This window comes from Streptomyces xinghaiensis S187 (genome assembly GCF_000220705.2).
GTDB classification, from domain to species: Bacteria; Actinomycetota; Actinomycetes; order Streptomycetales; family Streptomycetaceae; genus Streptomyces; species Streptomyces xinghaiensis.
In genome coordinates this window covers 468877-491798 of the sequence record NZ_CP023202.1, presented here as the reverse complement: position 1 = coordinate 491798, position 22922 = coordinate 468877, and the positions used below count along the sequence as shown (strand labels likewise).

The window sequence follows — 22922 nt, the reverse complement described above, 5'->3', positions numbered from 1 at the left end:
CGGGCGCGTCCCTACGCTGCGGGCCATGCCCCCACCCGACCTGCGGCCCGGCTCCCCGGACCCCTCCGCGTATCTGGCCGCCGACGACGTCATCGACCACACGCACCACCTGGTGCGGGAGACCGCCGCCCGGCTGCGCGCCGGAACCGGCACCCCCGAGGCATACGCCCGCGCCGCCTTCGCGTTCGTCCGCGACACCGTCCCGCACTCCGCCGACACCGGGGACGACCGCGTCACCTGGCGCGCGTCCGACGTGCTGGAGCAGCGCACCGGCATCTGCTACGCCAAGTGCCACGCCCTGGCGGCCCTGCTGCGGGCCGAGGGCATTCCGGCCGGGCTCTGCTACCAGCGGCTCGACGGCACCGTCCACGGCCTCGTCGCGCTCCGGCTCCCCGGGCGGCCGCACTGGGCCCGCCAGGACCCGCGCGGCAACAAGCCGGGTGTGGACGCCCGGTTCTCCCCGGTCCCGGAGACGGAACGGCCGGCGTGGACCGTGCGGCCCGGAAGCGGCGACACCGACTACCGCACCCTCTACGCGACCCCGCCGCCCCCGGTCCTGGACGCCCTGCGGAAGGCCGCCGACCGGGAGGAGCTGTTCCGCCTGCTGCCGTCGGAACTCCCCGACGACACCGGCCCGGGTCCCCGCTGACGTTCGCGGGGACCCGGGCCGGTGGCACGGCGTGGTGGTGGCGGTTCAGCCGTCGTCGCGGGAGCGGACCTGCGCCGGTGTCGGCGCCGTACCGCCGAGATGCGCCGGCACCCACCAGGTGTCCTCCGGGCCCCTGGGCCGGACCGGATAGGCACGCTGCGCCGCCTCCAGCAGCTCCTGCACCCGGACCTTGACCCGCTGGGTGACGTTGGCGGCCGGGTCGTCCGGGTCGGCGGCCAGCGGCTCCCCCACCCGTATGGTGATCGGGATGTGGTTCCGGCCCATGTCGCGCGGCCGGCCCTTGGTCCAGATCCGCTGAGTGCCCCACAGGGCCATCGGCAGCAGCGGGACCCCCGCCTCCTGCGCCATCCGGGCCGCACCCGACTTGAAGTTCTTCAGCGTGAACGACGGCGAGATGGTCGCCTCGGGGAAGACTCCGATGATCTCACCGGAGCGGAGGGCCTTCAGCGCGTTCGCGTACGCCTGTTCGCCCTGCGCGCGGTCCACCGGGATGTGCTTCATCGCGCGCATCAGCGGCCCCGACACCTTGTGCCGGAAGACCGACTCCTTCGCCATGAACCGCACCAGGCGCTTGGCCGGCCGGGCCGTGAGCCCGCAGAAGACGAAATCGAGATAGCCGATGTGGTTGCTGACGAGCACCGCGCCCCCCTGTCGCGGTATGTGCTCGGTGCCCCGCATGTCGATGCGGAGGTCCAGCGCCTTGAACATGGTGCGCGCGAGACCGATCACCGGCGGATAGACGAGTTCTGCCATGCGGGGGGCCCTTCTGTACCCGGGAGGTTCTCCCGGAGAAGTTACGGAGCCGTAGGTTTCCGGCTGCGGCCGATCGTGCCCGATACCGCCGCCCGGCGGCCACCCCGCAGGGCGTCTCTCCGGGAGATCCTCGTCACGTCCGGTCCGCCGCTCTCCGCCCGGGCACCTTCCCCGGTCATACGGTGTGTACGCGCGGGAAGGCGCTCGAAGACAGGCGCGTGGCGGCCGAGCGGGAATCGGCGCGGCGGTCCGTACGCTGCACACGCACGGGCGGCCCGGGCGGCGGGCCGCGCACGGCGGCGGCCGCGGCAGGGAGGACGGAACGGTGCGAGAGCGGACCGGAAGAGCGCGGGAACAGGGCGGCGCGCGGCGCCTGGGGGCGGAGGACCTCGGCGCCGGGCTGGGGGAGCGGGCCACCCTCGTCCAGTTCTCCACGGCCTTCTGCCAGCCGTGCCGGGCCACCCGGCGGACCCTCGCCGCGGTGGCGGACATGGTCGGCGGCGTCGAGCACATCGAGGTGGACGCCGAAGCGCGGCTGGAGCTCGTCCGGGCCCTCGGTATCGAGAGCACCCCCACCGTGCTCGTCCTCGACCCCGCCGGGCGGATCCTCCGCCGTGCGACCGGTGTCCCGCGGCGCGCGGACGTCATCGCCGCGCTCGGGGAGGCCGTGTGACGACCAAGATCGTGACTCTGGTCCCATCGGCCGGTGCGGCCTTGACGCTGCCCGCCGCGCCTCGACAAGGTGGCGGGATGCGGCCGAGAACCCCCCACCTCCGGACGCCGGCGGAGCCCGCCCGGCGCGCCCGCGCGCTCCGTTCCGACGGCTGACCCGCCCCCTTCTCCCGGCCCTGCCCGTACAACCCAAGGACCCCTGATGACGGCCTCGTCCGACCTCGACACGTCCCCGGTCGAGGCCACCGGCCTCCTGCGCTCCGCCTTCCGCCGGCACGCCGCCGGTGTGGCGGTCATCACCGCGTACGCCCGCAGGCCCGCCGGGTTCACCGCCACCTCGCTGACCTCCGTGGCGGCCGAACCGCCGCTGCTGTCCTTCGGGGTGGGCACGGCCTCGTCGAGCTGGCCCGTCATAGCCGAGGCCGGGCACATCGGGGTGCACATCCTGGGGGAGCACCAGCAGGAGCTGGCGGAGACCTTCGCGCGCCGCGGCGCCGACCGCTTCGCCCCGCCCACCCGCTGGTCGTACGGGCCGCACGGAGTCCCCGTCCTGGAGGGCGTGCCGGCCTGGCTGGTGGGCCGGATCGTCACCCGCGCGCCCGCGGGCGACCACCACCTGGTCGTCGCGGAAGTGGTCGGGGGAGACGCCGGCGGCGCCGGGCGGCCGCTGGTCTACCACGACGGCCGGTTCAACGGCCTGCGGGGCTGAGCGGCGGGTCGCGGCTGTGCCCGCGCACCGGCCCCGCGTACCCGTGCGGTGCGGTTGCACACCGTAGCGGAGGTCACAGCTCACCGCCCTTGCACGCGGGCGTCCGGCTGGGTGTACTGGCGAGTAATATATTGCCGGGAGCGCGGGATGTCCCGGACGGGGTCCGGCCCGAGGAGGCGCCTATGCTGCCTCCCACAAGGCAGTTCATGAGAGACGATGCGGTAGGAGAGCCGGCGTGAGCCTGAGGATCGTTGTCTGTGTGAAGTACGTGCCCGACGCCACCGGCGACCGGCACTTCGCGGAGGACCTGACCACCGACCGCGACGCGGTCGACGGTCTGCTGTCCGAGCTCGACGAGTACGCCGTCGAGCAGGCCCTCCAGATCGCCGAGGACGCGGACGACGCGGAGATCACCGTGCTCACCGTCGGTCCCGAGGACGCCAAGGACGCGCTCCGCAAGGCGCTGTCGATGGGTGCCGACAAGGCCGTCCACGTCGAGGACGACGACCTGCACGGCACCGACGTCGTCGGCACCTCGCTGGTGCTGGCCAAGGCCGTCGAGCACGTCGGCTACGACCTCGTGGTCTGCGGCATGGCCTCCACCGACGGCACCATGGGCGTGCTCCCGGCGCTTCTCGCCGAGCGCCTCGGCGTCCCGCAGGCCACCCTGCTGTCCGAGGTCTCCGTGGAGGACGGCAAGGTCACCGGCCGCCGCGACGGCGACGCCGCCACCGAGCAGCTGGAGGCCGCCCTGCCGGCCGTCGTCTCGGTGACGGACCTGTCCGGCGAGGCCCGCTACCCGTCCTTCAAGGGCATCATGGCGGCCAAGAAGAAGCCGGTGGAGTCCCTGGACCTGTCCGACCTGGGCATCGAGGCGGACGAGGTCGGCCTCGAAGGGGCCTGGACCAAGGTCGAGGACGCCACGCCGCGCCCGCCGCGCACCGCGGGCACGATCGTCAAGGACGAGGGCGAGGGCGGCAAGCAGCTCGCCGAGTTCCTCGCCGGCCAGAAGTTCATCTGAGCCGAGCTTCAGCACCCACCCCGATCCAGACTCGTATCCGCACCGCAGGAGAGCATTCCCATGGCTGAAGTTCTCGTCTACGTCGATCACGTGGACGGCTCCGTCCGCAAGCCGACCCTCGAACTGCTGACCATCGCCCGCCGCATCGGCGAGCCGGTCGCCGTGCACCTCGGTGCCGGTGCCGACACCGCCGCCCCGGTGCTCGCCGAGTACGGCGCCGTGAAGGTCCTGACCGCCGACGCGCCCGAGTTCGCCGACTACCTCGTCGTGCCGAAGGTCGACGCGCTGGAGGCCGCGGTCGCCGCCGTCTCCCCGGCCGCCGTCCTGGTGCCGTCCTCCGCCGACGGCAAGGAGATCGCGGCCCGCCTCGCGGTCCGCATCGGCTCCGGCATCATCACCGACGCCGTCGACGTCGAGGCCGGTGACGAGGGCCCGGTGGCCACCCAGTCGGTGTTCGCCGCCGCCTTCACCACCAAGTCCCGTGTCAGCAAGGGCACCCCGGTCATCACGGTCAAGCCCAACTCGGCCGCCCCGGAGGCCGCCCAGGCCGCGGGCACCGTCGAGCAGCTCGCCGTCACCTTCGGTGACAAGGCCACCGGCACCAAGGTCACCTCGCGCACCCCGCGCGAGTCGACCGGCCGCCCGGAGCTGACCGAGGCCGCGATCGTGGTCTCCGGCGGCCGCGGCGTCAACGGCGCCGAGAACTTCCCGGTCATCGAGGCGCTGGCCGACTCCCTCGGCGCGGCCGTCGGTGCCTCCCGCGCCGCCGTGGACGCCGGCTGGTACCCGCACACCAACCAGGTCGGCCAGACCGGCAAGCAGGTCTCCCCGCAGCTCTACATCGCCGCGGGCATCTCCGGGGCGATCCAGCACCGCGCCGGTATGCAGACCTCGAAGACCATCGTGGCCGTCAACAAGGACTCCGAGGCACCGATCTTCGACCTGGTGGACTACGGCGTCGTCGGCGACCTCTTCCAGGTCCTCCCGCAGCTGACTGAGGAGGTCAAGGCCCGCAAGGGCTGACCTCCGCGTGGTCTCCGCGAGGCCCCGGCGCACCGTCCGTGCGCCGGGGCCTCGTGTCCTGCCCGGGTGCCGGGTACCGGACGGCGGGTGCCGGATGCCCGCGGCGCGGGCGGGCCGGCGCGCGGCGGCAGGGCCCACTGCCCGGCCCGTACCTTCGCGAGCACTCCGCCCCGCCGGGCCTACGACGGGGGCAGCTCGCCGGAGCCCCGGGGGATCAGCCGGGTCGGGAGGGTCGTCACCTCGGGCGGGTCGTCCGCCCCGTCCAGCCGGCGGAAGAGCCGGTCCGCGGCCGTACGGCCCAGCTGTGCGGCGTCCTGCGCGATCACGGTCACCCCGGGGTCGAGCAGATCGGCCAGTTCGAAGTCGTCGAAGCCCACCAGGGCCACCGGCCGGGTCCGGCCGCTGAGTTCGCGCACGGCCGTGACCGTCACCCGGTTGTTGGCCGAGAAGAGCGCCGTGACCGGCAGCGCCCCGTCCAGCATCGCGCGGGCGGCGGCGCGGACCCGCGCCGGGTCGGTCGGGCCGAGCGACACCCATGCCTCGTCCACCGACAGCCCGGCTCCCGCCATCGCCGCGCGGTAGCCGCGCAGCCGCTCCCTGGCGGTGTGGATGCGCGGCAGGTCGCCGATGAAGCCGATCCGGCGGTGGCCGTGGGCGATCAGATGGGCGACGCCCTCGCGGGCACCGGCGTAGCTGTCGGTCAGCACGACGTCCGCGTCGATGAGACCCGGCGGCCGGTCGACGAACACGGTGGCGATCCCGGCCGCGATCTCCGGCTCCAGATAGCGGTGGTCGTCGCTGGCCGGGACGACGATGAGCCCGTCGACGCGGCGGGCGCAGAAGGCCAGGACGAGTTCCCGCTCCCGCTCCGGGTCCTCGGCGCTGGAGCCGTGGATCAGCAGCGCCCCGTGGGCGCGGGCGGCCTCCTCCACGGCCCGGCTGAGCGGGCCGTAGAACGGGTCGGCCAGGTCCTCCAGGACCAGCCCGATGCTCGCGGTGCGGCCCTTGCGCAGGATGCGGGCGCTGTCGTTCCGCCGGAAGCCCAGGGCCTCGATGGCGTTCCGCACCCGCTGGACGGTGTCGGGGGTGACCCCCGGCTCGCCGTTGACCACGCGGGAGACCGTTTTCAGTCCCACCCCGGCGCGTGCGGCGACATCCTTCATGGTGGGCCGGGTGCCGTAGCGGCGCTCGGGGGTGCGGGTGCTGTCGGCCACGTGGCGGATCCTCGGTCGGCTGCGGAGTGGTGGCTGGCAGCATACGGCCTGGACAACGTTGTCAAATGCAAGGAGACTGATGCGTGATGCCCGACGTCCCAGGCCCGCCCACCGGCGCGCGGCCCCTGCCCACCGGAGAGACCCCGCCGATGCACAACGACCTCGTGGCCGCCCTCGACATCGGTGGAACGAAGATCGCCGGAGCGCTCGTCGGCGGAGGGGGCGAGATCCTGCGGCGGTGCCGGCGCCCCACCCCCGCGCTGGAGGACGGAGCCACCGTGATGGCCGCCGTCCGGGCCGTCCTCGACGACCTCGCCGCCGACGCGCCGCTCTGGGAGCGGGTCACCCGCCTCGGCATCGGCAGTGCGGGTCCGGTCGACGCCTCCACCGGCGTGGTCAGCCCCGTGAACGTGCCGGGCTGGCGCGATTTCCCCCTGGTGGACGAGGTCGGGCTCGTGGTGGGCGCGCTGCCCGTGGTGCTCGTCGGCGACGGCGTCGCCATGACGGCGGCCGAGCACTGGCTCGGCGCGGCCCGCGGCCGGGCAAACGCCCTCTGCATGGTCGTCTCGACCGGCGTCGGTGGCGGTCTGGTGCTGGGCGGGCGGCTGCACCCGGGCCCGACCGGCAACGCCGGGCACATCGGCCACATCAGCGTGGACCTCGACGGGGACCCCTGCCCCTGCGGCTCCCGCGGCTGCGTCGAACGCATCGCCAGCGGCCCCAACATCGCCCGCCGCGCCCTGGAGAACGGCTGGCGGCCCGGCCCGGAGGGCGACGCCACGGCCGCCGCCGTGGCACGCGCCGCGCGGGCCGGCGATCCGGTGGCGTCCGCCTCCTTCGAGCGCGCGGCACAGGCCCTGGCCGCCGGGATCGCCGCGACCGCCACCCTGGTGGAGATCGAGACGGCGGTCATCGGCGGGGGAGTGGCGGGGGCGGGCGAGGTGCTCTTCGCGCCCCTGCGCCGCGCCCTCTCGGACTACGCCACCCTCTCCTTCGTGCGGGGCCTGGAGGTCGTCCCGGCGCGGATGGGTGCCGACGCCGGGCTGGTCGGCGCGGCGGCGGCCGCGCAGGCGTTCTCGGGCGGTGTGGTGGGGGCCCGGCCCCCGGCGTCGTCCGTCTGACGCCGGCCCGCCGGGGTGACGCCGGCCCGCCGGGCCGGCGTCCGCGGGGAGCCGCCGGAGCTTTGTTGGCCGACGCTTGACCCGAAGCCGGGATGAACGGCCGGAGCCAGGGGAAATGTCCCCGCATACGCCGACGGCACGACCCATCTCCACCGGGGCCGGGGCGGCCGTTCCCTGCGCCGACACGAACAAATGTTTCCATGGCAGGGTGGTGCGGGCAGTCCCACCGTGGGCCACATCCGAGGGGGAGAGCGTGATCGTCTGGCTGAACGGCGCGTTCGGCACGGGCAAGAGCACCGCGGCGCGCGAGCTCATGGACCTGATCCCCGGCAGCCTGCTGTACGACCCGGAGCCGGTCGGCGACGGCCTGCGGACGATCCTGCCCCGCAAGCGCCTGGACGAGGTCGCCGACATCCGTGACCTGCCGGCCTGGCGCCGGCTCACCGTGGAGACCGGCGCCGCCGTCCTCGCCGAGGCGCCCGGTGTGCTGATCGTGCCGATGACGCTCCTGCGGCAGGAGCACCGGGACGAGATCTTCGGTGGCTTCGCCTCCCGCCGGATTCCGGTCCGGCATGTGCTGCTGCACACAGAGGAAACGATCCTTCGCCAGCGGATAGCCTCCCGCGAGGACGTCCCCGGCGACCCCGGCGCCTCCGCCTCCGTCCGCGCCCGCTGCCTGGCGCAGATCCCGCCGTACCGCGCGGCGCTGCCCTGGCTCACCGAAGACGCCCATCTCGTCGACGCCACCGGGCTGACCCCGCGCGACACCGCCGAGCGCGTCGCCGAGGCCCTGCGGGTAGGCGCGGGGGCCTGCGAGATCGTCCAGACGCCGCGGCCCGCCGCCGAGACGCTGGCGGCGGGTGTGCTGCTCTTCGACGACCGCGACCGGGTGCTGCTGGTCGACCCCACTTACAAGCCCGGCTGGGAGTTCCCCGGCGGCGTCGTGGAGGCGGGCGAGGCACCGGCGCGGGCCGGTGTGCGGGAGGTCGCCGAGGAGATCGGCATCGAGCTCGACCGGACGCCCCGGCTTCTCGTCGTGGACTGGGAGCCTCCCGCGCCGCCCTCGTACGGCGGTCTGCGCCTGCTCTTCGACGGCGGGCGGGTCGCCGAGGACGACGCCCGCCGGCTGGTGCTCCCGGCGGCCGAACTCCGCGCCTGGCGCTTCGTCACCGAGGAGGAAGCCGGAGCGCTGTTGCCGCCGGAGCGCTTCCGGCGGCTGCGCTGGGCCCTACGCGCCCGGGAGCGCGCCACCGTGCTCAACCTCGAGGACGGCGTGCCGGTCGGCTGACGCCCGCAGCAGGCGCCCGGCGCCGGCGGTCAGCGGGTCGCCGTGCCCGAAGCACGCGGTCTCGCAGTCCAGCGCGGCCAGCCGGTGGAAGGACTCCAGGGCGCGGGCCCGGTCCGTGTTGAAGACCCCGAGGATCGCCCGTCCCTCGTGGCCGGCGACGGCGTCACCGGTGAACAGCACACCGTGCTCCGGCAGATGGACGCCGATGCTGCCGTCGGTGTGCCCCGGCGCCGCCACCACGCGGGCGCCGCCGCCGAACGGGAGGACATCGCCGTCCGCGAGCTCCCGGTCCACGGGGGCGGGCGGCGCGGGCGGCACCGTCAGCGCGTGCTCGAACAGCGGGCGCTCCCAGTCGAGGAGAACGGGCGGCGCGGCCTCGGCCTCGCCCCGGACGACGGGCGCGTCCAGCCGGTGCGCGGAGGTCTCGGCCCCGCAGCGGGCGGCCAGTTCCGCGGCCGCGCCGGTGTGGTCGGGGTGCCCGTGGGTCAGCACGATCCGCCGCACCTGCTCCGGGCGGAATCCGAGGTCACGGACGGCCGCGATGATCGCGGGACTGTCGTGCGCGCCGCCCGCGTCGATCAGCGTCAGCTCGTCGCCGTCCCGCCAGAGATACGCCTGGCCGATCCGGAAACGGAACATGTGCAGCCCGGGAAGTACTTCGACGACGTCCATGCGGGCCACCGTACGGAGCGCGGCGGCCCGGTGGCGCGGAGTTGCGCGGCGGGCGAACGGGCTCCGCCGAAAGCGCAATTCCTCTGTCGCGCGGGCGGGTTGCGTGGCCGGAACGGAACGGGCCCCTCCGCCCGGTCCGAGCTATGGTCCGCTCGTGACTCCACCCGCGACTGAAGTCGCGGGCTTCCTGTGGCGGTGGCTAGGCACCGTCGCAGAGGACCAGCCCGGCCCTGTGTTTGACGTTGAGTGCGCCGACGTGGTCGGCGTGTGCCACCAGGCCGCAGTTGACGCACGTGAACTTCGCCTGGGTGACGCGGTTCTCCTTCGCCACGTGCCCGCAGCCGCCGATTGCGGGTGGGCAGGTGCGGGACGTGTTGCGGGCGTCCACCGGGATCACACGGCGACCGGCGCTTTCAGCCTTGTCCGCCAGGATCCTCAGGAACTGCCCCCAGCCCGCATCCAGGATGCTGCGGTTCAGCCCGGCCTTCGCCGCCGCGCCGTTCGCCAGGAACACACCGTCGCGGTCGGGGTCGGGCCGGGGTGCGGGCGCCTTGGTCATGCCCGCGGTGTTCAGCCGCTCGTGCCCGATCACATCGTGCTCGCGTACGAGATCGAGTGCGGCTTTGTGGTGATGATCCAGACGCCGTCGCCGGATCTTGGCGTGCAGTTTGGCGACCTTGCGGGCCGCGGCACGATGCTTCTTCGTACGACGCCGCGTGCGCTGGGGAAACGTCGCCAGGTGCTGCTGCGCCGCGGCCAGCTCCCCGGCCACCTCGTCGAGGAACCCGGGGTTGGCGACGTGGTGGCCGTCGGAGTCGGTGAAGAAGCGGACCGTGCCCAGGTCGATACCCACCCGGCTGCCGGTGGGCGGCAGCGGCTCTGCGGGTACTTCGTCGCAAGCGAGGATGACGTACCAGCGGCGGCCCTCCCGCTTCACGCCGACCGTCTTCACCCGGCCCCGCACACTCCGGTGTTGGTGGACTCGGATGTGCCCGACACCTTGCAGGCGGACACGCGTCTGGGTGTCGTGGGGGGTGGAGTCCCACCGGCAGCCGTCCCCGTCCCGGGGGAAAGTGACGGTGTCGAAGTGGCCGACCCCCTTGAACCGCGGGTACCCGGGCGTGCCACCGGTCTTCACCCGCCGGAAGAAGGCTTGGAAGGCGCGGTCCAGGCGGCGCAGAGTCGCCTGCTGGCTGGAGAAGGACCACCGGCCCTGACGCTCCGGATCGAACGCCCGGATCTCCCTCAACTGCGCGGACTGGTCCCCGTAGCGGACCGAGGTCCGGGAACTGTGCCGGTAGGCATCACGACGCTCTTGAAGAGCCCCGTTGTACAGGGAGCAGTGATCCCGCAGCATCTCCGCCAGCGCCCGCTCCTGCCGGACCGTGGGACGCAGAAGAAACCGATACGCCCGCCTCACACTCACCCCACCTCCCCCGTTTCCCCTGACCAACGCCGGTGTGCTCACGCTACCGGCCCCTACTGACAACGCAGCGTGTTCCGCCGCTGCGCGGCTCCGGCCCAAAGCTTCGATTCCCCCACCGGCTGAAGCCGATGGTCCCCTCGAAAGAAGGTCTGACGGACATCGCGGTGTATCTCCTCATTCCGCTGCTCATGCTGGTGGGCTGGGGCATCGAGCGCAGGATCGAGCAGACCGGACGCAGGCTGGCCCGGATCGAACGCAAGGTTGACCTGGTGATGGAGCGGCTGGGCATCGAGGAGGCGGATCCCGGGCTGGACCGGATCCGCGCGCTGGTGCGGGACGGGAAGCGGGTCGAGGCGGTCAAGGCCTACCGCCGGCACACGGGCGCCGGGCTGAAGGAGGCCGTGGACGAGGTGGACCGGCTGGGGAACCGCCCCTGAGGGGGCACGCGGCGACGCCGCCCCTCCGCCCTCCGCCGGCCGCGCTCGCGCCCGGCGGAGGACGGCCGGGGCTCAGGCCGACCGCGTCGCCGCGTAGTTGCTCAGGAACAGCGCCTCGGTGAGGGAGAGCCGCCGCAGCTCCTCCGGCGAGACGCTCTCGTTCACCGCGTGGATCTGCGCCTCCGGTTCGCTCAGGCCGATCAGCAGGATCTCCGCCTCCGGGTACAGCGAGGCGAGGGTGTTGCAGAGCGGGATGGAGCCGCCCTGCCCGGCGATCTGCATCTCCTCGCCCGGATAGGCGGCGCTCATCGCCTCGGCCATCGCCGCGTAGGCGGGGCTGCCGGTGTCCGCGCGGAAGGGCTGGCCCTGGCCGCACTGCTCCACCGTCACCCGCGCGCCCCACGGGGTGTGCGCCTCCAGATGGGCGGTGAGCAGCTTGGTGGCCTCGGTGGCGTCGGTGCCCGGCGGCACCCGCAGGCTGACCATGGCGCGGGCGCTCGCCTGGACGGACGGGGTGGCGCCGATGACCGGCGGGCAGTCGATGCCGAGCACGGTGACCGCCGGGCGGGCCCAGATGCGGTCGGCGACCGAGCCGGAGCCCGTCAGCGCCACGCCGTCCAGGACGCGGGCGTCGGCGCGGAAGGCGTCCTCCGGGTACTCCAGGCCGTCCCAGCTGCCGTCGGCGCCGAGTCCGTCCACGGTGGTGGAGCCGTCCTCGGCGCGGAGCGAGTCCAGCACCCGGATCAGCGCGGCCAGCGCGTCCGGCGCGGCTCCGCCGAACTGGCCCGAGTGGAGGTTGCCCCGCAGGGTGTCGACCTGGACGGTCACCAGCGTCATGCCGCGCAGCATGGCGGTGACCGTGGGCAGGCCGGCGCGGAAGTTGCCGGTGTCGCCGATGACGACGGTGTCGGCGGCGAGCAGCTCCGGGTGGGCCTCGGCGTAGCGCTCCAGCCCGCCGGTGCCCTGCTCCTCGGAGCCCTCGGCGATGATTTTGACGGTGACGGGGACGCCGCCGTTCTCCTTCAGGGCGCGCAGGGCGGTGAGGTGCATGACCAGGCCGCCCTTGCAGTCGGCGGCGCCGCGCCCGTACCAGCGGCCGTCGCGCTCGGTCAGCTCGAACGGCGGTGACAGCCAGGCGGATTCGTCCAGCGGAGGCTGCACGTCGTAGTGCGCGTAGAGGAGGACGGTCGGCGCGCCCTCGGGGCCGGGCAGCAGGCCGTACACGGACTGGGTGCCGTCGGGGGTGTCCAGGACGGCGACGTCCCGGAAGCCCTCGGCGCTCAGGGTGGCCGCGATCCAGGCCGCCGCGGCCTCGCACTCGCTCTTCGGGAACTGCGTGGCGTCCGCGACCGACCGGAAGGCGACCAGCTCGGCCAGCTCGGTCCGGGCGCGGGGCATCAGGCCCGTGACGGCGTCGGCGAGGGGGGACGGCTGCGGAGACCGCGATGGCATGGGGGCGCTCCTCGTGGGTGCGGTGGGCTGGACGGGCCCTCCGCCGCGGGCGCGGTCGCGCGGTGGGCGTCGGGCGCTGCCGATCCTCCCACAGAGGCCGCCACCGGCCATGCGCCGTAGGATGCGGACCGGAGAGCCGGGACGACAGTTCGAGCGGGAGCGAAGGCACAGGTGAGCAGCGACAACAGCGCGGGCGGCAGCACATCCCCGGAGGGCACGGGCCCCGGCGGTCCGGCCTCGGGAGGCACGCCCGCGGAGGGCACGGCTCCGGACGGCGCGGCCCCGGAGCGGGGCGGCGGAACGGAGGTCTGGGACGTCGTGGTGGTCGGCGCCGGGCCCGCGGGAGCGTCGGCGGCCTACGCGGCGGCCGTCGCGGGACGCCGGACGCTGCTGCTGGAGAAGGCGGAACTGCCCCGCTACAAGACGTGCGGCGGCGGCATCATCGGCCCCTCGCGCGACGCCCTGCCGCCCGGTTTCGAACTGCCCCTGCGGGACCGGGTGCACGCGGTGACGTTCTCCCTCAACGGCCGGCTGACCCGGACCCGCCGCTCCAAGACCATGCTGTTCGGCCTGATCAACCGGCCCGAGTTCGACCAGGCGCTGGTGGACTCGGCCGAGGCGGCCGGCGCGCGGGTCCGGACGGGTGTTCAGGTCTCCCGGGTGGAGCAGCACGGCACGGCGGTGCCCGACCGGCGCACGGTGGCCGTGGTGCTGAGCGGTGGCGAGACCGTGCTCGCCCGCGCGGTCGTCGGGGCCGACGGCAGCGCCAGCCGGATAGGCGCCCACGTCGGGGTGAAGATGGACCAGGTCGATCTCGGACTGGAGGCGGAGATCCCGGTTCCGGAGACGGTGGCCGAGGACTGGGCGGGCCGGGTCCTCATCGACTGGGGGCCGATGCCCGGCAGTTACGGCTGGGTCTTCCCCAAGGGGGACACCCTGACGGTCGGGGTCATCTCGGCGCGCGGCGAGGGAGTTGGCACCAAGCGCTATCTGGAGGACTTCGTCGGCCGCCTGGGCCTGGCCGGCTTCGAACCCAGCATCTCCTCCGGCCATCTGACCCGCTGCCGGGCCGACGACTCCCCGCTCTCCCGGGGCCGCGTCCTGGTCTGCGGCGACGCCGCCGGGCTGCTGGAGCCGTGGACCCGCGAGGGCATCTCCTTCGCGCTCCGCTCCGGCCGGCTCGCGGGGGAGTGGGCGGTCCGGATCGCCGAGGCGCACGACGCGGTGGACGCCCGCCGCCAGGCGCTCAACTACGCCTTCGCCATCAAGGCAGGACTGGGCGTGGAGATGGGTGTCGGCGCACGGATGCACGCCGTCTTCGCCCGCCGTCCAGGGCTGCTGCACGCGGCCCTCACCGGATTCCGGCCCGCGTGGAACGCCTTCGCCAAGGTGACCCGGGGCTCGACCTCGCTCGGCGAGATCGTCCGGAGCAACGGGGTCGCGCGGCGCACGCTGGCGGCCCTGGACAAGGGCTGAGCCGCGGGCCCGGTGCCGGCCCGGCGCGGGGGCGGGCGCGGGTGCGACGCCGCCGGGCGGGGTCCCGCGGTTCCCCGCCCGGCCCGCCGTCCGGCGCTGTCCGCGGTACGCCTCACGGAGGACCCGGGAAGTCGCCCGTGGCGCCGTCGGTCAGTTCGCGGAGGATGTCCATGTGCCCGGCGTGCCGCACGGTGTCCTCCAGCATGTGGATCAGGACCCAGCGCAGGGACACCTCATTGCCGTTCCAGGAGGTGCCGAGGGCGTCGAGCGGGAGTTCGCGGACGGTGCGGTCGGCGGCGGCCCGGGCACGGCCGTAGAAGTCCACGATGGCGGCGGTGGTCTCGTCCGGCGCGATGGTCATGTCCTCGTTCTCGAAGGGATCGAACCAGAGCGGTTCCGCCTCCCGCCCGAACGTGTCGCAGAACCAGCCGTACTCCACGCAGGCCAGATGCTTCACCAGGCCCAGCAGGCTGGTCCCGGAAGGCGTCATCGGGCGGCGTACCTGCTCGTCGTCCAGCCCTTCGAGCTTCCACAGCACCACATCGCGGTGCCGGTCGAGACCGGTGTGCAGGCTCTGCTTCTCGTCGCCGGTGAACGGCACGCGTCGGATCATGCCGGGGAACGTAACAGCCGGGGCCGACAATGCCGGTGGCCGGAGGCGGAGGCGGCCGGTATGCCGGTACCCCGCCGGCCGTGCGCGAAGGTCCGCGGAGGTGCGGGGCGGGTGTGCCGGCCACGTCGGCACCGGGGCCCGGAGCCCGGTGCCGTCCGGGATCGCGGATGTCCGACGGGCACGATAGAAACGTGATGCGCGCGGAGGCGGCGGGGCTCCGGGCGGACGGGGGCGTGCCGCGCCGGAAGCGTGTGCCGGCGGGGGCCGGGGACCGGAACGAGGGGGAGTCTTGCTGAAGCTCTATTACCGGCTCGTGTACTGGAAGAGGCGTGCCGGGCGTGCCGCCGGGCGGCGCAGGCCCCCGGCGCGGCAGCGGTACGCCGCCGGGGGCCTGCGGGTGCGGATACACCGGCTGCGGCCCCTGTGGGTGTTCGCCGCCATCGTGGCCGTGGTCCTGGTGGCCTCGGCGGTGGTCGGCGAGTGGACCCGGCCGGAGTACGGGACCGGGCTGCCGTAGCGCGAACGGCGCCGCCCGGCCCGGGGGCCGCGCTTCCTCCCCGGGCGCGGCCGGACCGCACCGGCCGTGGCCCGGGCGCTGCTGCCGCGGCGGTACCGCCGCATCCACCGCCGTGCCGTCACGGACCGTCCGCGCCCGCGCGGATACGGTGGGGGCCGCCGCCCGCAAGGGCCCGCCCGGGTGTCCGGGAACACCGGGCGGGGGCGGCGCGCCGTCGCGCACCGGCCGCCGGGAGCGGCCGGCCACGGCATCCGTACCGCCTGCCCCGGGGAGTGCCGCATGACCCAGCCCGGAGATCTGCGCCCGGGTTCTCCGGCCGGGCGGCTGGTGCTGGCCGCCGCCGTGCTGGGCTCCGGCATGGCGATGCTGGACGGCACCGTCGTCACGGTGGCGCTGCCCAGGATCGGCGCCGAGTTCGGTGTGCCGCTGTCCGTGCTGCAGTGGACGGTCAACGCCTACATGCTGACGCTCGCCGGGCTGATGCTGCTCGGGGGAGCGCTCGGTGACCGGTACGGCCGGCGGCGGGTGTTCGCCCTGGGCGTGGTCTGGTTCGCGGTCGCCTCCGTGCTCTGCGGACTGGCCTGGACGGACACCGTGCTGATCGCCGCGCGGGCTCTGCAGGGCGTCGGGGGAGCCCTGCTGACCCCGGGCTCGCTGGCGCTGATCCAGGCGTCCTTCCGCCCGGAGGACCGGGCGCGGGCGGTCGGGCTGTGGTCCGGGCTCGGCGGGGTGGCCATCGCGGTCGGCCCGTTCCTCGGCGGCTGGCTGGTGGACGGTCCCGGCTGGCGCTGGATCTTCTACATCAACGTGCCGCTCGCCGCCGTCGTCCTCCTCCTCACCCGCCGGGTGCCGGAGAGCCGCGACCCGCTGGCGTCCGGGCGGTTCGACATCACGGGCGGCGTCCTGGCGGCCCTGTCGCTCGCCGGCATCACCCACGCGCTCATCGAGGCCTCCGGCGGCCCGGAGGGACTCGTCGCCGCCGCGACCGCCGCCGGCGGTGTGCTGTGCGGTGTGCTCTTCGTCCGGCACGAACGCCGCACACCGCGTCCGATGCTTCCCCTGTCGCTCTTCCGGTCCCGGCTCTTCACCTGGGTCAACGTCGTGACGCTGTGTCTGTACGCGGCGATCGGCGGGGTGTTCTTCCTGCTGCCGACCCAGCTGCAGAACGTGGTCGGCTACGACGCGATGGAGGCCGGAATCGCGTCGCTGCCGGTCACCCTGCTGATGATCGCGCTGTCCGGACCGGCGGGAGAGCTGGCGCAGCGGACCGGCCCCCGGCTGCCGCTGACGGCGGGGCCGCTGGTCGCGGCGGTGGGCGTGCTGCTGCTGGGCCGGGCCCGGCCGGGCAGCTCCTACTGGCCGGACGTGTTCCCGGCGACCGTGCTGCAGGGCCTGGGGATGAGCCTCTTCGTGGCGCCGCTGACGGCGACCGTGCTGGCCGCCGCCGACACCGGACGGGCCGGGACCGCCAGCGGGGTGAACAACGCCGCGGCCCGGATCGCCCAGCTCCTCGCCGTGGCCGCGCTTCCCCTGGCGGTCGGCCTCTCCAGCGACGAGTACCGCGTCCCGGAGGCCATGGACCGGGCCTTCGCCGCCGCCCTGCCGCTCTGTGCCGGGCTGATGGTGCTGGGCGCGCTGATCTCCCGGCTCACCATGCCGACGGGGCGGCTGGCCGGGGACGGCGAGGAGCCGGAACGGCCCCAGTGCACCGCGCACTGCGGGCTCACCAGCCCGCCCCTGGAACCCGGCCGGCCGGACGACGGCCGCCCGCCGGCACCGGACGGGGGGCCCGGGCCGCCCCGGGGCCCGGAGACCTGACCGGGCCGGACGCCCGCGCGCGGGTCTCCGGCCGGCGTGCCGGCCCGGCAACAGGGCTTCCGGCCCGCGAAGGAAGAAGATCCACATCTTGGGCAACCGTGCTGTCAAGGGCTTTTGACTACCTGTCGGGCACTCGGTAGCGTTCCGGCGCACATGGCCCGGCGGCCGCGGGAGCACCCGCGCGCCCCGCGCGCGCAGCACCGGATGGGGGTGGCCCGGTGGGCCTTTTCGAACAGGGGCGCTCGTTTCTGGACGCCCTTCCCGCGCAGGACCGGACCGCGCTGATCGGGCTCGGCACCCCACGCCGTTACGCCCCGGGGGACGTGCTGATGCGCGAGCGCGACCGCACGTCCTTCGTCGTCGCCATCCTCAGGGGCTGGGCCACCGTCTCCGTCGACACCGAGCGGGGCGGCCGGCTGATCCTCGCCGTCCGGGGAGCCGGATCGGTGGTCGGTGACCTCGCGGCCGTCGACCGCGGCCCGCGCAGCGCCACCATCACCGCTCTCGGCCCGCTCGACACCCTCGTCATCCCCGGCGACCGGTTCCGCGGCTTCCTGGCCACGCACCCCGCCGCCAACGGCCCGATCATGCGGCAGCTCAGCTCCCGGCTGCGCAGCTCCGACGGCGAACGCCGGGCCCTGGCCTCCGAGAACGTCCTGCGGCGGCTGGCCGCGCGGATCGTCGAACTGTCCGACCGGGCGGGCGCCTCGGCCGAGGGCGGCGGGGTGGTCATCGCCCTGCCCATGCCCCAGCACGATCTCGCCGCCGCGATCGGCACCACCCGGGAGGCCGTCGCCAAGGCCCTGCGGCTGCTGCGCGAGCAGGGCGTGGTCAGCACGGCGCACCGCCGTCTGGTGGTGCAGAACCCCGCGCTGCTGCGGCTCCTCGCCCGCGGCGAGTCCACCGGCGAGTCCGGACGGGCCGGATAGCCGGATCCGGCCGCCGGGCCGCCGGGCCCGGCGCGAGCGGCACGCGGGGCGGCAGCGGCGAGATGCGTCCAACTGTGTAAACGGCTACGGACGGGGCGCCGTGCCCGGGCCAGTCTGGTCCCGTCGAGCACGCCACGCAGCCGAGGAGTACCAGTGGGGACCAGACAAGCCGTCAACCGGCTGATCGTCAGTGTGGACGCGGAGGGCTCCTCCCAGCGGGACCTGCGGGGCAAGCTCCATCTGCGCGACACGGTGTACCGGCTGGTCGAGGACGCGCTCTGCGCGGTGGACCTGCCCGCGGACCGGGTGCACCTGGAGGACCGCGGCGACGGGGTGCTGCTGGCGACCGACCCGGCGACGCCGCCGGAGGCCATGGTCGGCCTGTGGCTGGAGGAGATCTACCAGGGGCTGCGCGAGCACAACCGGGGCGGCCGCCCGGACGCCAGGCTGCGGCTCCGGATCGGGATGCACGCGGGGCCGGTGGCCGACGACGGCCGCGGACTGGCCGGCTCGGCCGTCGACCAGGCGTGCGGGCTGTGCGACAGTGCCGCCGCGCGCCGGGTCCTGGCGGCGGCGCCCCGCTCCGACCTCGTGTTCGTCGTCTCCGACTGGCTGTACCAGTCGGTCGTCGCCGAGGGCGGCCGGTTCGTCGAGCCCGAGCACTACCGGCCCGCGCCGGTGGAGGTCAAGCAGGCCGGGCTGACCGCCTGGTTCCACGTCCCCGGACTGCCGGTCCCCCCGCTGCCCGCGGCGGGACCGGCCCCGGCCACCGGGAACCCTTCGGGGGAGGGGTCCCGGACGGGCGCGCCCGGCGGTACCGGTGAGACCGATCAGGAGAAGGATCGGCGACCGGTACCGCCGGAACCGCGCCGGGAGGCGCCCAAGTACGTCTTCGAGCAGATCGACGGGGACAACACCGTCATCGACGGCAACACCTTCGAGGCCGGCTCCACCGCGGTCGAGCAGGGGCGGAAGCGGCGCACGGGCGGGGGCGGGGCCCGGTGAGCGACGAGGAAGCGGGCGCGGCACCGGCCGCCGGCGGCAGGGACGCCGCGGCCGGCCCCGGCCGGGACGAGCCGGGCGAGGACAAGGCCGGCGCCTCCCCGGAACGGCCGCGTGCCCTCCAGGGGCCGCGCGGCCCGGCCGGCGGCGGAGCGGACGCCGTGCAGGCGGTGCGCGAGGCTCGCGCCAACTTCACGGTGCACGGCGCGAACACGGTCGTGGACAGCGCGGCGGGCGCCGTCCACGTCGGCGACGTCTACCAGTTCGGCGGCCGTCCCTCTCTGGTCTCCGGCGCCGTACCGCGGGACGAACTGCGCGCCCTGCGCCTCGTCTTCGCCGAACCCCCGGGCTACGGGGAACTCCGCGCCCTGCTCACGGAACGGCGGATCATCGCGCTCTGCGGCGACCCCGGCACCGGCCGCGGCTACGCGGCGCTCTCCCTCCTCGACGAGCTCACCCGCGGCACCGTCGAACGCATGGACCCGCGCACCGAGCTGGACCGGATCGCCGACACGGACATCCAGGACGGCCACGGCTACCTCACCGAGATCGCCGTGGACGGCTTCCCCGCCCGGGCCGGAGCCGGCGACACCCCGGCCGGGACCACCGGCGGGGACCACCCGGCACGGAGCGCCGCGGGGGCCCGCCCGGCCGAGATCCACCTCGACCGGCTGCGCGACCTGCTCACCGCACGCGACGCCTACGCCGTCCTCGTCGTGGACGCGGGCGACTTCGCCGACGAACTGCTGCGCGGCCGCTACGGCACCCTCTTCCGGCCGCCGGACGCGGAGAGCGTCCTCCGCCGCCATCTGCGCCCCCTCCTCGGCGCCGGCGGCACCGAAGCCGTCGAACGCGCGGTCGCCGTCTCCTGCGGCGAGGACGTGACCGGGGCCCTCGGGCTGGAACAGCTGCGCCCCCACGAGGCCGTCACCCTCGCCGGGCTGCTGGCGCGCCACGCCAAGGACGAACTGACGGACGACGGGCTGCGCGCCGAGTGCGCCGGGTTCGCCGCCCGGCAGGCCCGGGCCTGGTTCGCCGGCGCCGGCCGCGGCGGCAGCCTGGGCACCGCGCTGACGACCCTCCGTCCCGCCGCCTTCCGGAGCGCGCTCGCCGTGTACAACGGCGCCCCGTACAGTGTCGCGGCCGAGGCGGCCGAACAACTGGCCTGGGAGTTCGCCGCGACCTGGGCCCCCGAGGAGGTACCCGGCCGGCCCTTGTTCACCGACAACCTCCAGGCCCGGCTGACCGCCGCCCGCGCGGTGCTGGAGGACGGCGCGGCACCGGTCGGGGACGTCGAGGTGCCGGTGCGCACGGTCCGCTTCCAGGGCCGCGCGCTGTCCTCGGCCGTCCTCGGCCACATCTGGGACCAGCACCACAACGCGCGCGGCCCGCTCTCCCGCTGGCTGCGCACCCTGTGCGACGACTCCCGGCCCGCCGTCTGGGTGCCGGCCGCGGTGGCCACCGGTGCGCTGTCCTGGCGCGACTACCCGTACGTGCTGGCCGAACTGGTGCTGCCGATGGCCGCCGCCGACTCCGCGTCCCAGCGGATGGCCGCCGCCACGGCGACCGCCGAGGGTGCCCGCCACGAGGCGGTCCGGGGAGCGGCACGCGCCCTGGTGCGCGGCTGGGCCCGGGGCACGGACCCGCTGCTGCGCCGCACCGCCGCGCTGGTGCACGGCTACGGCTCCGTGGAGGAGTCGCTCACCGCCGGCCTCGACGAGCTGGGCCGGCTGGCCGGTGCCGCCTCGGACCGGGACGGCGGCGCGGCGGAGACGGAGACGGACTGGGGCCTGCTGGAGGACACCGCCTACAGCGTCGTCCGGCTGCTCGCCGGCCCCGCGCCCGGCACCGTCGTCACCCGCATCGGGCGCTGGCTCGGCGACGGACGGGCGAGCCGCCGGGACCTCGGCCTGCTCTGCGTGGTGGGCGCCGTGTCGATGCGGGCCTGGGCGCTGTGGGGGCTGGAGGACCGGACGGAGCTGGAGCCGTATCTGAGCCGGCCGCTGGTGGCCGCCCTGCTGGCGGTCGAACCGGGCGAGCGCCACCGGCTGGCCGATCTGGTGCGGTTCGCGCTGGACAACGGCCGGTCCCGCGACGCCGTACTCACCGCGCTCACGGACTGGATCCGCCGGGGGGAGCGGGACACGGCGCTGCTGGAGGAACTCTGCCGGTTCCTGCCGCTGGTGGCCGCCGACGAGCCCGGCCGGGAACGCCTGCGCCATCTGGCGGCCCGGCTGGAGCGGGACCCCGACGAGTCCGTCGACCCGGCGGTGACCGCGCGGGTCCGGGAAGCACTGGCACCAGGGGAAGGGAACACCGCACCATGACCGTCCAACCGCACCAGTCCCGCACAGGGCTGCCCGGGCTGCCCGCGCAGGCCCCCGGCGGGCCGGTATCCGCCCACAGACCCCGGCCCGCCGTGGCCGGTCCGTCGCAGGACCTCGCCGGCCCGTTCGTCCGCGAGTACACCCCGAAGTGGCCCTACCGGCACCCGAGCGCCCAGGTCGCCTCCGTGCTCTACTACCGCATGCGCTCCACGCGGGTGGTGAACCCCGAGGGCGACCGCGGGCACTGGCTCCGCTTCTTCTCCCGGCCCTACACGGTGGTGGACGTCCAGCTCGGCTGGCACGTCGCGCAGTTCGAGGTGAAACTGCCGACCGCCGACAGCGCCCTGTTCTTCCCGGCCCGGGTCAAGGTCCGCTGGCGCGTGCGCGACCCGTACACGGTGGCGACCAGCCAGGTGTCGGACGTGGCCCAGCTGATGATCCCCGAACTGGAGTCGCGGCTCCGCGAGGTCACCCGGCGGTACGCCGTCCACGAGGTGAAGGCCGCGAACGAGGCGGTCGGCGAAGCGCTCGGCGGCAGCGACCCGGGCAGCGCGTTCGGCCTGGAGCTCGAGGTGTTCGCGGACATCAGCCCGGACGAGCTGACGGTCCGGCACACCGAACGGGTGGTCGAGGCCCGGCACCTGACGGTGCTGGAGCGGATCGACCAGGACCTGCGGCGGCTGAAGGACGAGGGCGAGCGGAACAGCATCCGCGAGTGGACCGCGCACTTCCAGGGTGCCCTGGAGCGCGGCGAGACCGCCCTCATGGCCGAGATGATGGCCCGGAGCCCGCAGGAGCTGCCGAAGATCCACGCCATGCTGCGGAACGAGCAGCGCGAGGCGCGCCAGGACTCGATGGAGCTCATCGGACGGCTGATCGACGGCAATCTCCTGGAGACCTGGCAGCTCGGCGACCAGGCGCAGGCCGTGGTGGAGTTCCTGCGCACCGGCACCCGGCGGGTCGTCGAGACGGCCGGGGACGCGTCGCACCGCGTCCTGGACGCCGGCGGCGGCGCGGCCGGCGGGCGCGAGCCGGCGCGGCCACGGCCCTTCTGGGAGGCGGAGCGGGAGGACGGTCCGGGCGGTGGCAGCGGCCCGGGCACCGGCCCGGCGCGGCCCGGCGGGGGGTGACGGATGACGACGACGCCACCGGCGGGTGCGGGCGGGAGCCCGGCCGGCACCCCGGCGCCCGCCGGCCCGCCGGCCGGGCTCCCGGGCGCCGGACCCCCGGACGCCCGCGGCGAGCGCCGGCCGGCCGGGCCCGGCGCGCACCTCGTCGCCGAGCGCCTGCTCAACACGGTGCGGGAGGAGATGGGCCGGGCCGACACCAAGGCGTCGATCCTGCTCTCCGGGGCGATGGCGGTCCTCGTCATGGTGCTGACCTGGTACGGGGACGGGCTGCCGGCCCTGCCGGCGGCCGCCGCCGCGGCCGGGGTGCTGCTGTGGACCGCGGGGGTGGTCATGCTGGCGGCCGTGGTGGTGCCGCGCAGGCGCCCGCCCGGCCGCCCGGTGGCCGCGGCGGCCACCGCCGACGGAACCTTCTTCGCGGACCTGACACGGTTCCCGGGCGGTGCGTCGGCGGAGGCGCTGCTGCCCCGGGTGGCGCGGGCGGGCCGGGAGCCGCAGCGCTGGATGGTGGAGCAGTCGTGCACCCTGGGGCTGATCCTGGCGGTGAAGTACCGGTGGCTCCGGCGGGGCGTGCTGTGCCTGGCGGCCGGCGGGGTGCTGCTGCTGGCGGTCCGGCTGCTGCAGTGAGCCCGTCCCGGCGGCGCGTCCCGGGCGG

At 75.0% G+C, this 22922-nt stretch carries 22 protein-coding genes; 16 read left to right on the top strand and 6 right to left on the bottom strand.

Going from position 1 to position 22922, the window contains the following annotated elements; translation table 11 throughout:
• The first annotated feature begins 25 nt into the window (after window positions 1-25).
• Window positions 26-649, top strand: a complete 624-nt coding sequence (locus tag SXIN_RS02230; protein ID WP_019708124.1) for a transglutaminase-like domain-containing protein — start codon at window positions 26-28, stop codon at window positions 647-649.
• Between the two features lie 45 nt (window positions 650-694).
• Here the strand turns inward: SXIN_RS02230 and SXIN_RS02225 are convergent, their stop codons facing one another.
• On the bottom strand, window positions 695-1423 hold the full coding sequence (locus SXIN_RS02225) for a lysophospholipid acyltransferase family protein (RefSeq protein WP_019708125.1): 729 nt from the start codon (window positions 1421-1423) through the stop codon (window positions 695-697).
• A 325-nt stretch (window positions 1424-1748) separates the two neighbouring features.
• Here SXIN_RS02225 and SXIN_RS02220 point away from each other — a divergent pair, with 325 nt between their 5' ends.
• The 4 genes from SXIN_RS02220 to SXIN_RS02205 all read left to right on the top strand — a co-directional run bounded on the left by SXIN_RS02220 (window position 1749) and on the right by SXIN_RS02205 (window position 4848).
• Complete coding sequence (locus SXIN_RS02220) at window positions 1749-2096, top strand: TlpA family protein disulfide reductase (protein ID WP_019708126.1); 348 nt, start codon at window positions 1749-1751, stop codon at window positions 2094-2096.
• A gap of 201 nt (window positions 2097-2297) precedes the next feature.
• On the top strand, window positions 2298-2804 hold the full coding sequence (locus SXIN_RS02215; protein WP_019708127.1) for a flavin reductase family protein: 507 nt from the start codon (window positions 2298-2300) through the stop codon (window positions 2802-2804).
• A 235-nt stretch (window positions 2805-3039) separates the two neighbouring features.
• Window positions 3040-3825, top strand: coding sequence for an electron transfer flavoprotein subunit beta/FixA family protein (locus SXIN_RS02210; RefSeq protein WP_039820823.1), 786 nt, complete (start codon window positions 3040-3042; stop codon window positions 3823-3825).
• A gap of 60 nt (window positions 3826-3885) precedes the next feature.
• Window positions 3886-4848, top strand: coding sequence for an electron transfer flavoprotein subunit alpha/FixB family protein (locus tag SXIN_RS02205; protein ID WP_019708129.1), 963 nt, complete (start codon window positions 3886-3888; stop codon window positions 4846-4848).
• A gap of 179 nt (window positions 4849-5027) precedes the next feature.
• Here the strand turns inward: SXIN_RS02205 and SXIN_RS02200 are convergent, their stop codons facing one another.
• The gene (locus SXIN_RS02200; RefSeq protein WP_019708130.1) at window positions 5028-6062 is read right to left on the bottom strand and encodes a LacI family DNA-binding transcriptional regulator; all 1035 of its coding nucleotides are present in this window, start codon (window positions 6060-6062) and stop codon (window positions 5028-5030) included.
• Between the two features lie 149 nt (window positions 6063-6211).
• On the opposite strand from SXIN_RS02200, the gene SXIN_RS02195 reads away from it, so the two are divergent.
• On the top strand, window positions 6212-7183 hold the full coding sequence (locus SXIN_RS02195; RefSeq protein ID WP_095757882.1) for an ROK family protein: 972 nt from the start codon (window positions 6212-6214) through the stop codon (window positions 7181-7183).
• A 253-nt stretch (window positions 7184-7436) separates the two neighbouring features.
• Window positions 7437-8471 (top strand): NUDIX hydrolase, encoded by a 1035-nt coding sequence (locus tag SXIN_RS02190; RefSeq protein WP_019708132.1) that lies wholly within the window; start codon window positions 7437-7439, stop codon window positions 8469-8471.
• Here the strand turns inward: SXIN_RS02190 and SXIN_RS02185 are convergent.
• Window positions 8412-9143 carry an MBL fold metallo-hydrolase gene (locus tag SXIN_RS02185; RefSeq protein ID WP_095756500.1) on the bottom strand — a complete coding sequence of 244 codons (732 nt, stop codon included), beginning with the start codon at window positions 9141-9143 and terminating at the stop codon, window positions 8412-8414. The genes SXIN_RS02190 and SXIN_RS02185 overlap by 60 nt on opposite strands.
• Before the next feature lie 199 nt (window positions 9144-9342).
• Complete coding sequence (locus SXIN_RS02180) at window positions 9343-10563, bottom strand: RNA-guided endonuclease InsQ/TnpB family protein (RefSeq protein ID WP_039820828.1); 1221 nt, start codon at window positions 10561-10563, stop codon at window positions 9343-9345.
• Between the two features lie 134 nt (window positions 10564-10697).
• On the opposite strand from SXIN_RS02180, the gene SXIN_RS02175 reads away from it, so the two are divergent.
• Window positions 10698-11006: a hypothetical protein gene (locus SXIN_RS02175; protein ID WP_019708136.1), complete on the top strand. Its 309-nt coding sequence runs from the start codon at window positions 10698-10700 to the stop codon at window positions 11004-11006.
• A 72-nt stretch (window positions 11007-11078) separates the two neighbouring features.
• On the opposite strand, the gene SXIN_RS02170 is transcribed toward SXIN_RS02175, so the two are convergent.
• Window positions 11079-12458 carry a dipeptidase gene (locus SXIN_RS02170; protein WP_019708137.1) on the bottom strand — a complete coding sequence of 460 codons (1380 nt, stop codon included), beginning with the start codon at window positions 12456-12458 and terminating at the stop codon, window positions 11079-11081.
• Window positions 12459-12776: 318 nt separating this feature from the next.
• On the opposite strand from SXIN_RS02170, the gene SXIN_RS02165 reads away from it, so the two are divergent.
• Complete coding sequence (locus SXIN_RS02165; RefSeq protein WP_019706432.1) at window positions 12777-13934, top strand: geranylgeranyl reductase family protein; 1158 nt, start codon at window positions 12777-12779, stop codon at window positions 13932-13934.
• A gap of 112 nt (window positions 13935-14046) precedes the next feature.
• Here SXIN_RS02165 and SXIN_RS02160 read toward each other — a convergent pair whose 3' ends face one another.
• Window positions 14047-14547: a DinB family protein gene (locus tag SXIN_RS02160; RefSeq protein WP_039820832.1), complete on the bottom strand. Its 501-nt coding sequence runs from the start codon at window positions 14545-14547 to the stop codon at window positions 14047-14049.
• Window positions 14548-14836: 289 nt separating this feature from the next.
• Here SXIN_RS02160 and SXIN_RS02155 point away from each other — a divergent pair, with 289 nt between their 5' ends.
• From SXIN_RS02155 to SXIN_RS02125, 7 genes are all read left to right on the top strand, one after another.
• Window positions 14837-15064, top strand: coding sequence for a hypothetical protein (locus SXIN_RS02155; RefSeq protein ID WP_095756498.1), 228 nt, complete (start codon window positions 14837-14839; stop codon window positions 15062-15064).
• Between the two features lie 279 nt (window positions 15065-15343).
• Window positions 15344-16882 carry an MFS transporter gene (locus SXIN_RS02150; protein ID WP_095757881.1) on the top strand — a complete coding sequence of 513 codons (1539 nt, stop codon included), beginning with the start codon at window positions 15344-15346 and terminating at the stop codon, window positions 16880-16882.
• A gap of 218 nt (window positions 16883-17100) precedes the next feature.
• Entirely contained in the window at window positions 17101-17811 is a 711-nt protein-coding gene (locus tag SXIN_RS02145; protein WP_019706516.1) for a Crp/Fnr family transcriptional regulator, read from the top strand.
• Window positions 17812-17964: 153 nt separating this feature from the next.
• Window positions 17965-18816, top strand: coding sequence for a nucleotidyl cyclase domain-containing protein (locus tag SXIN_RS02140; RefSeq protein ID WP_095756497.1), 852 nt, complete (start codon window positions 17965-17967; stop codon window positions 18814-18816).
• A complete protein-coding gene (locus SXIN_RS02135; protein WP_095756496.1) occupies window positions 18813-21140 on the top strand; it encodes a hypothetical protein in 2328 nt (775 codons plus the stop codon). Before SXIN_RS02140 ends, SXIN_RS02135 begins: the two co-directional genes overlap by 4 nt.
• Window positions 21137-22270: an SPFH domain-containing protein gene (locus SXIN_RS02130; RefSeq protein ID WP_095756495.1), complete on the top strand. Its 1134-nt coding sequence runs from the start codon at window positions 21137-21139 to the stop codon at window positions 22268-22270. Before SXIN_RS02135 ends, SXIN_RS02130 begins: the two co-directional genes overlap by 4 nt.
• A gap of 3 nt (window positions 22271-22273) precedes the next feature.
• Window positions 22274-22894: a Pycsar system effector family protein gene (locus SXIN_RS02125; protein WP_238153646.1), complete on the top strand. Its 621-nt coding sequence runs from the start codon at window positions 22274-22276 to the stop codon at window positions 22892-22894.
• The last annotated feature ends 28 nt before the right edge of the window (window positions 22895-22922 follow it).

Excerpts from the sequence above, each read along its gene's own strand:
- SXIN_RS02230 (WP_019708124.1), top strand. The coding sequence starts at position 26 with ATGCCCCCACCCGACCTGCGGCCCGGCTCCCCGGACCCCTCCGCGTAT.
- SXIN_RS02225 (WP_019708125.1), bottom strand. The coding sequence starts at position 1,423 with ATGGCAGAACTCGTCTATCCGCCGGTGATCGGTCTCGCGCGCACCATG.
- SXIN_RS02215 (WP_019708127.1), top strand. The coding sequence starts at position 2,298 with ATGACGGCCTCGTCCGACCTCGACACGTCCCCGGTCGAGGCCACCGGC.
- SXIN_RS02205 (WP_019708129.1), top strand. The coding sequence starts at position 3,886 with ATGGCTGAAGTTCTCGTCTACGTCGATCACGTGGACGGCTCCGTCCGC.
- SXIN_RS02195 (WP_095757882.1), top strand. The coding sequence starts at position 6,212 with ATGCACAACGACCTCGTGGCCGCCCTCGACATCGGTGGAACGAAGATC.
- SXIN_RS02185 (WP_095756500.1), bottom strand. The coding sequence starts at position 9,143 with ATGGACGTCGTCGAAGTACTTCCCGGGCTGCACATGTTCCGTTTCCGG.
- SXIN_RS02175 (WP_019708136.1), top strand. The coding sequence starts at position 10,698 with ATGGTCCCCTCGAAAGAAGGTCTGACGGACATCGCGGTGTATCTCCTC.
- SXIN_RS02170 (WP_019708137.1), bottom strand. The coding sequence starts at position 12,458 with ATGCCATCGCGGTCTCCGCAGCCGTCCCCCCTCGCCGACGCCGTCACG.
- SXIN_RS02160 (WP_039820832.1), bottom strand. The coding sequence starts at position 14,547 with ATGATCCGACGCGTGCCGTTCACCGGCGACGAGAAGCAGAGCCTGCAC.
- SXIN_RS02150 (WP_095757881.1), top strand. The coding sequence starts at position 15,344 with ATGACCCAGCCCGGAGATCTGCGCCCGGGTTCTCCGGCCGGGCGGCTG.
- SXIN_RS02130 (WP_095756495.1), top strand. The coding sequence starts at position 21,137 with ATGACCGTCCAACCGCACCAGTCCCGCACAGGGCTGCCCGGGCTGCCC.
- SXIN_RS02125 (WP_238153646.1), top strand. The coding sequence starts at position 22,274 with ATGACGACGACGCCACCGGCGGGTGCGGGCGGGAGCCCGGCCGGCACC.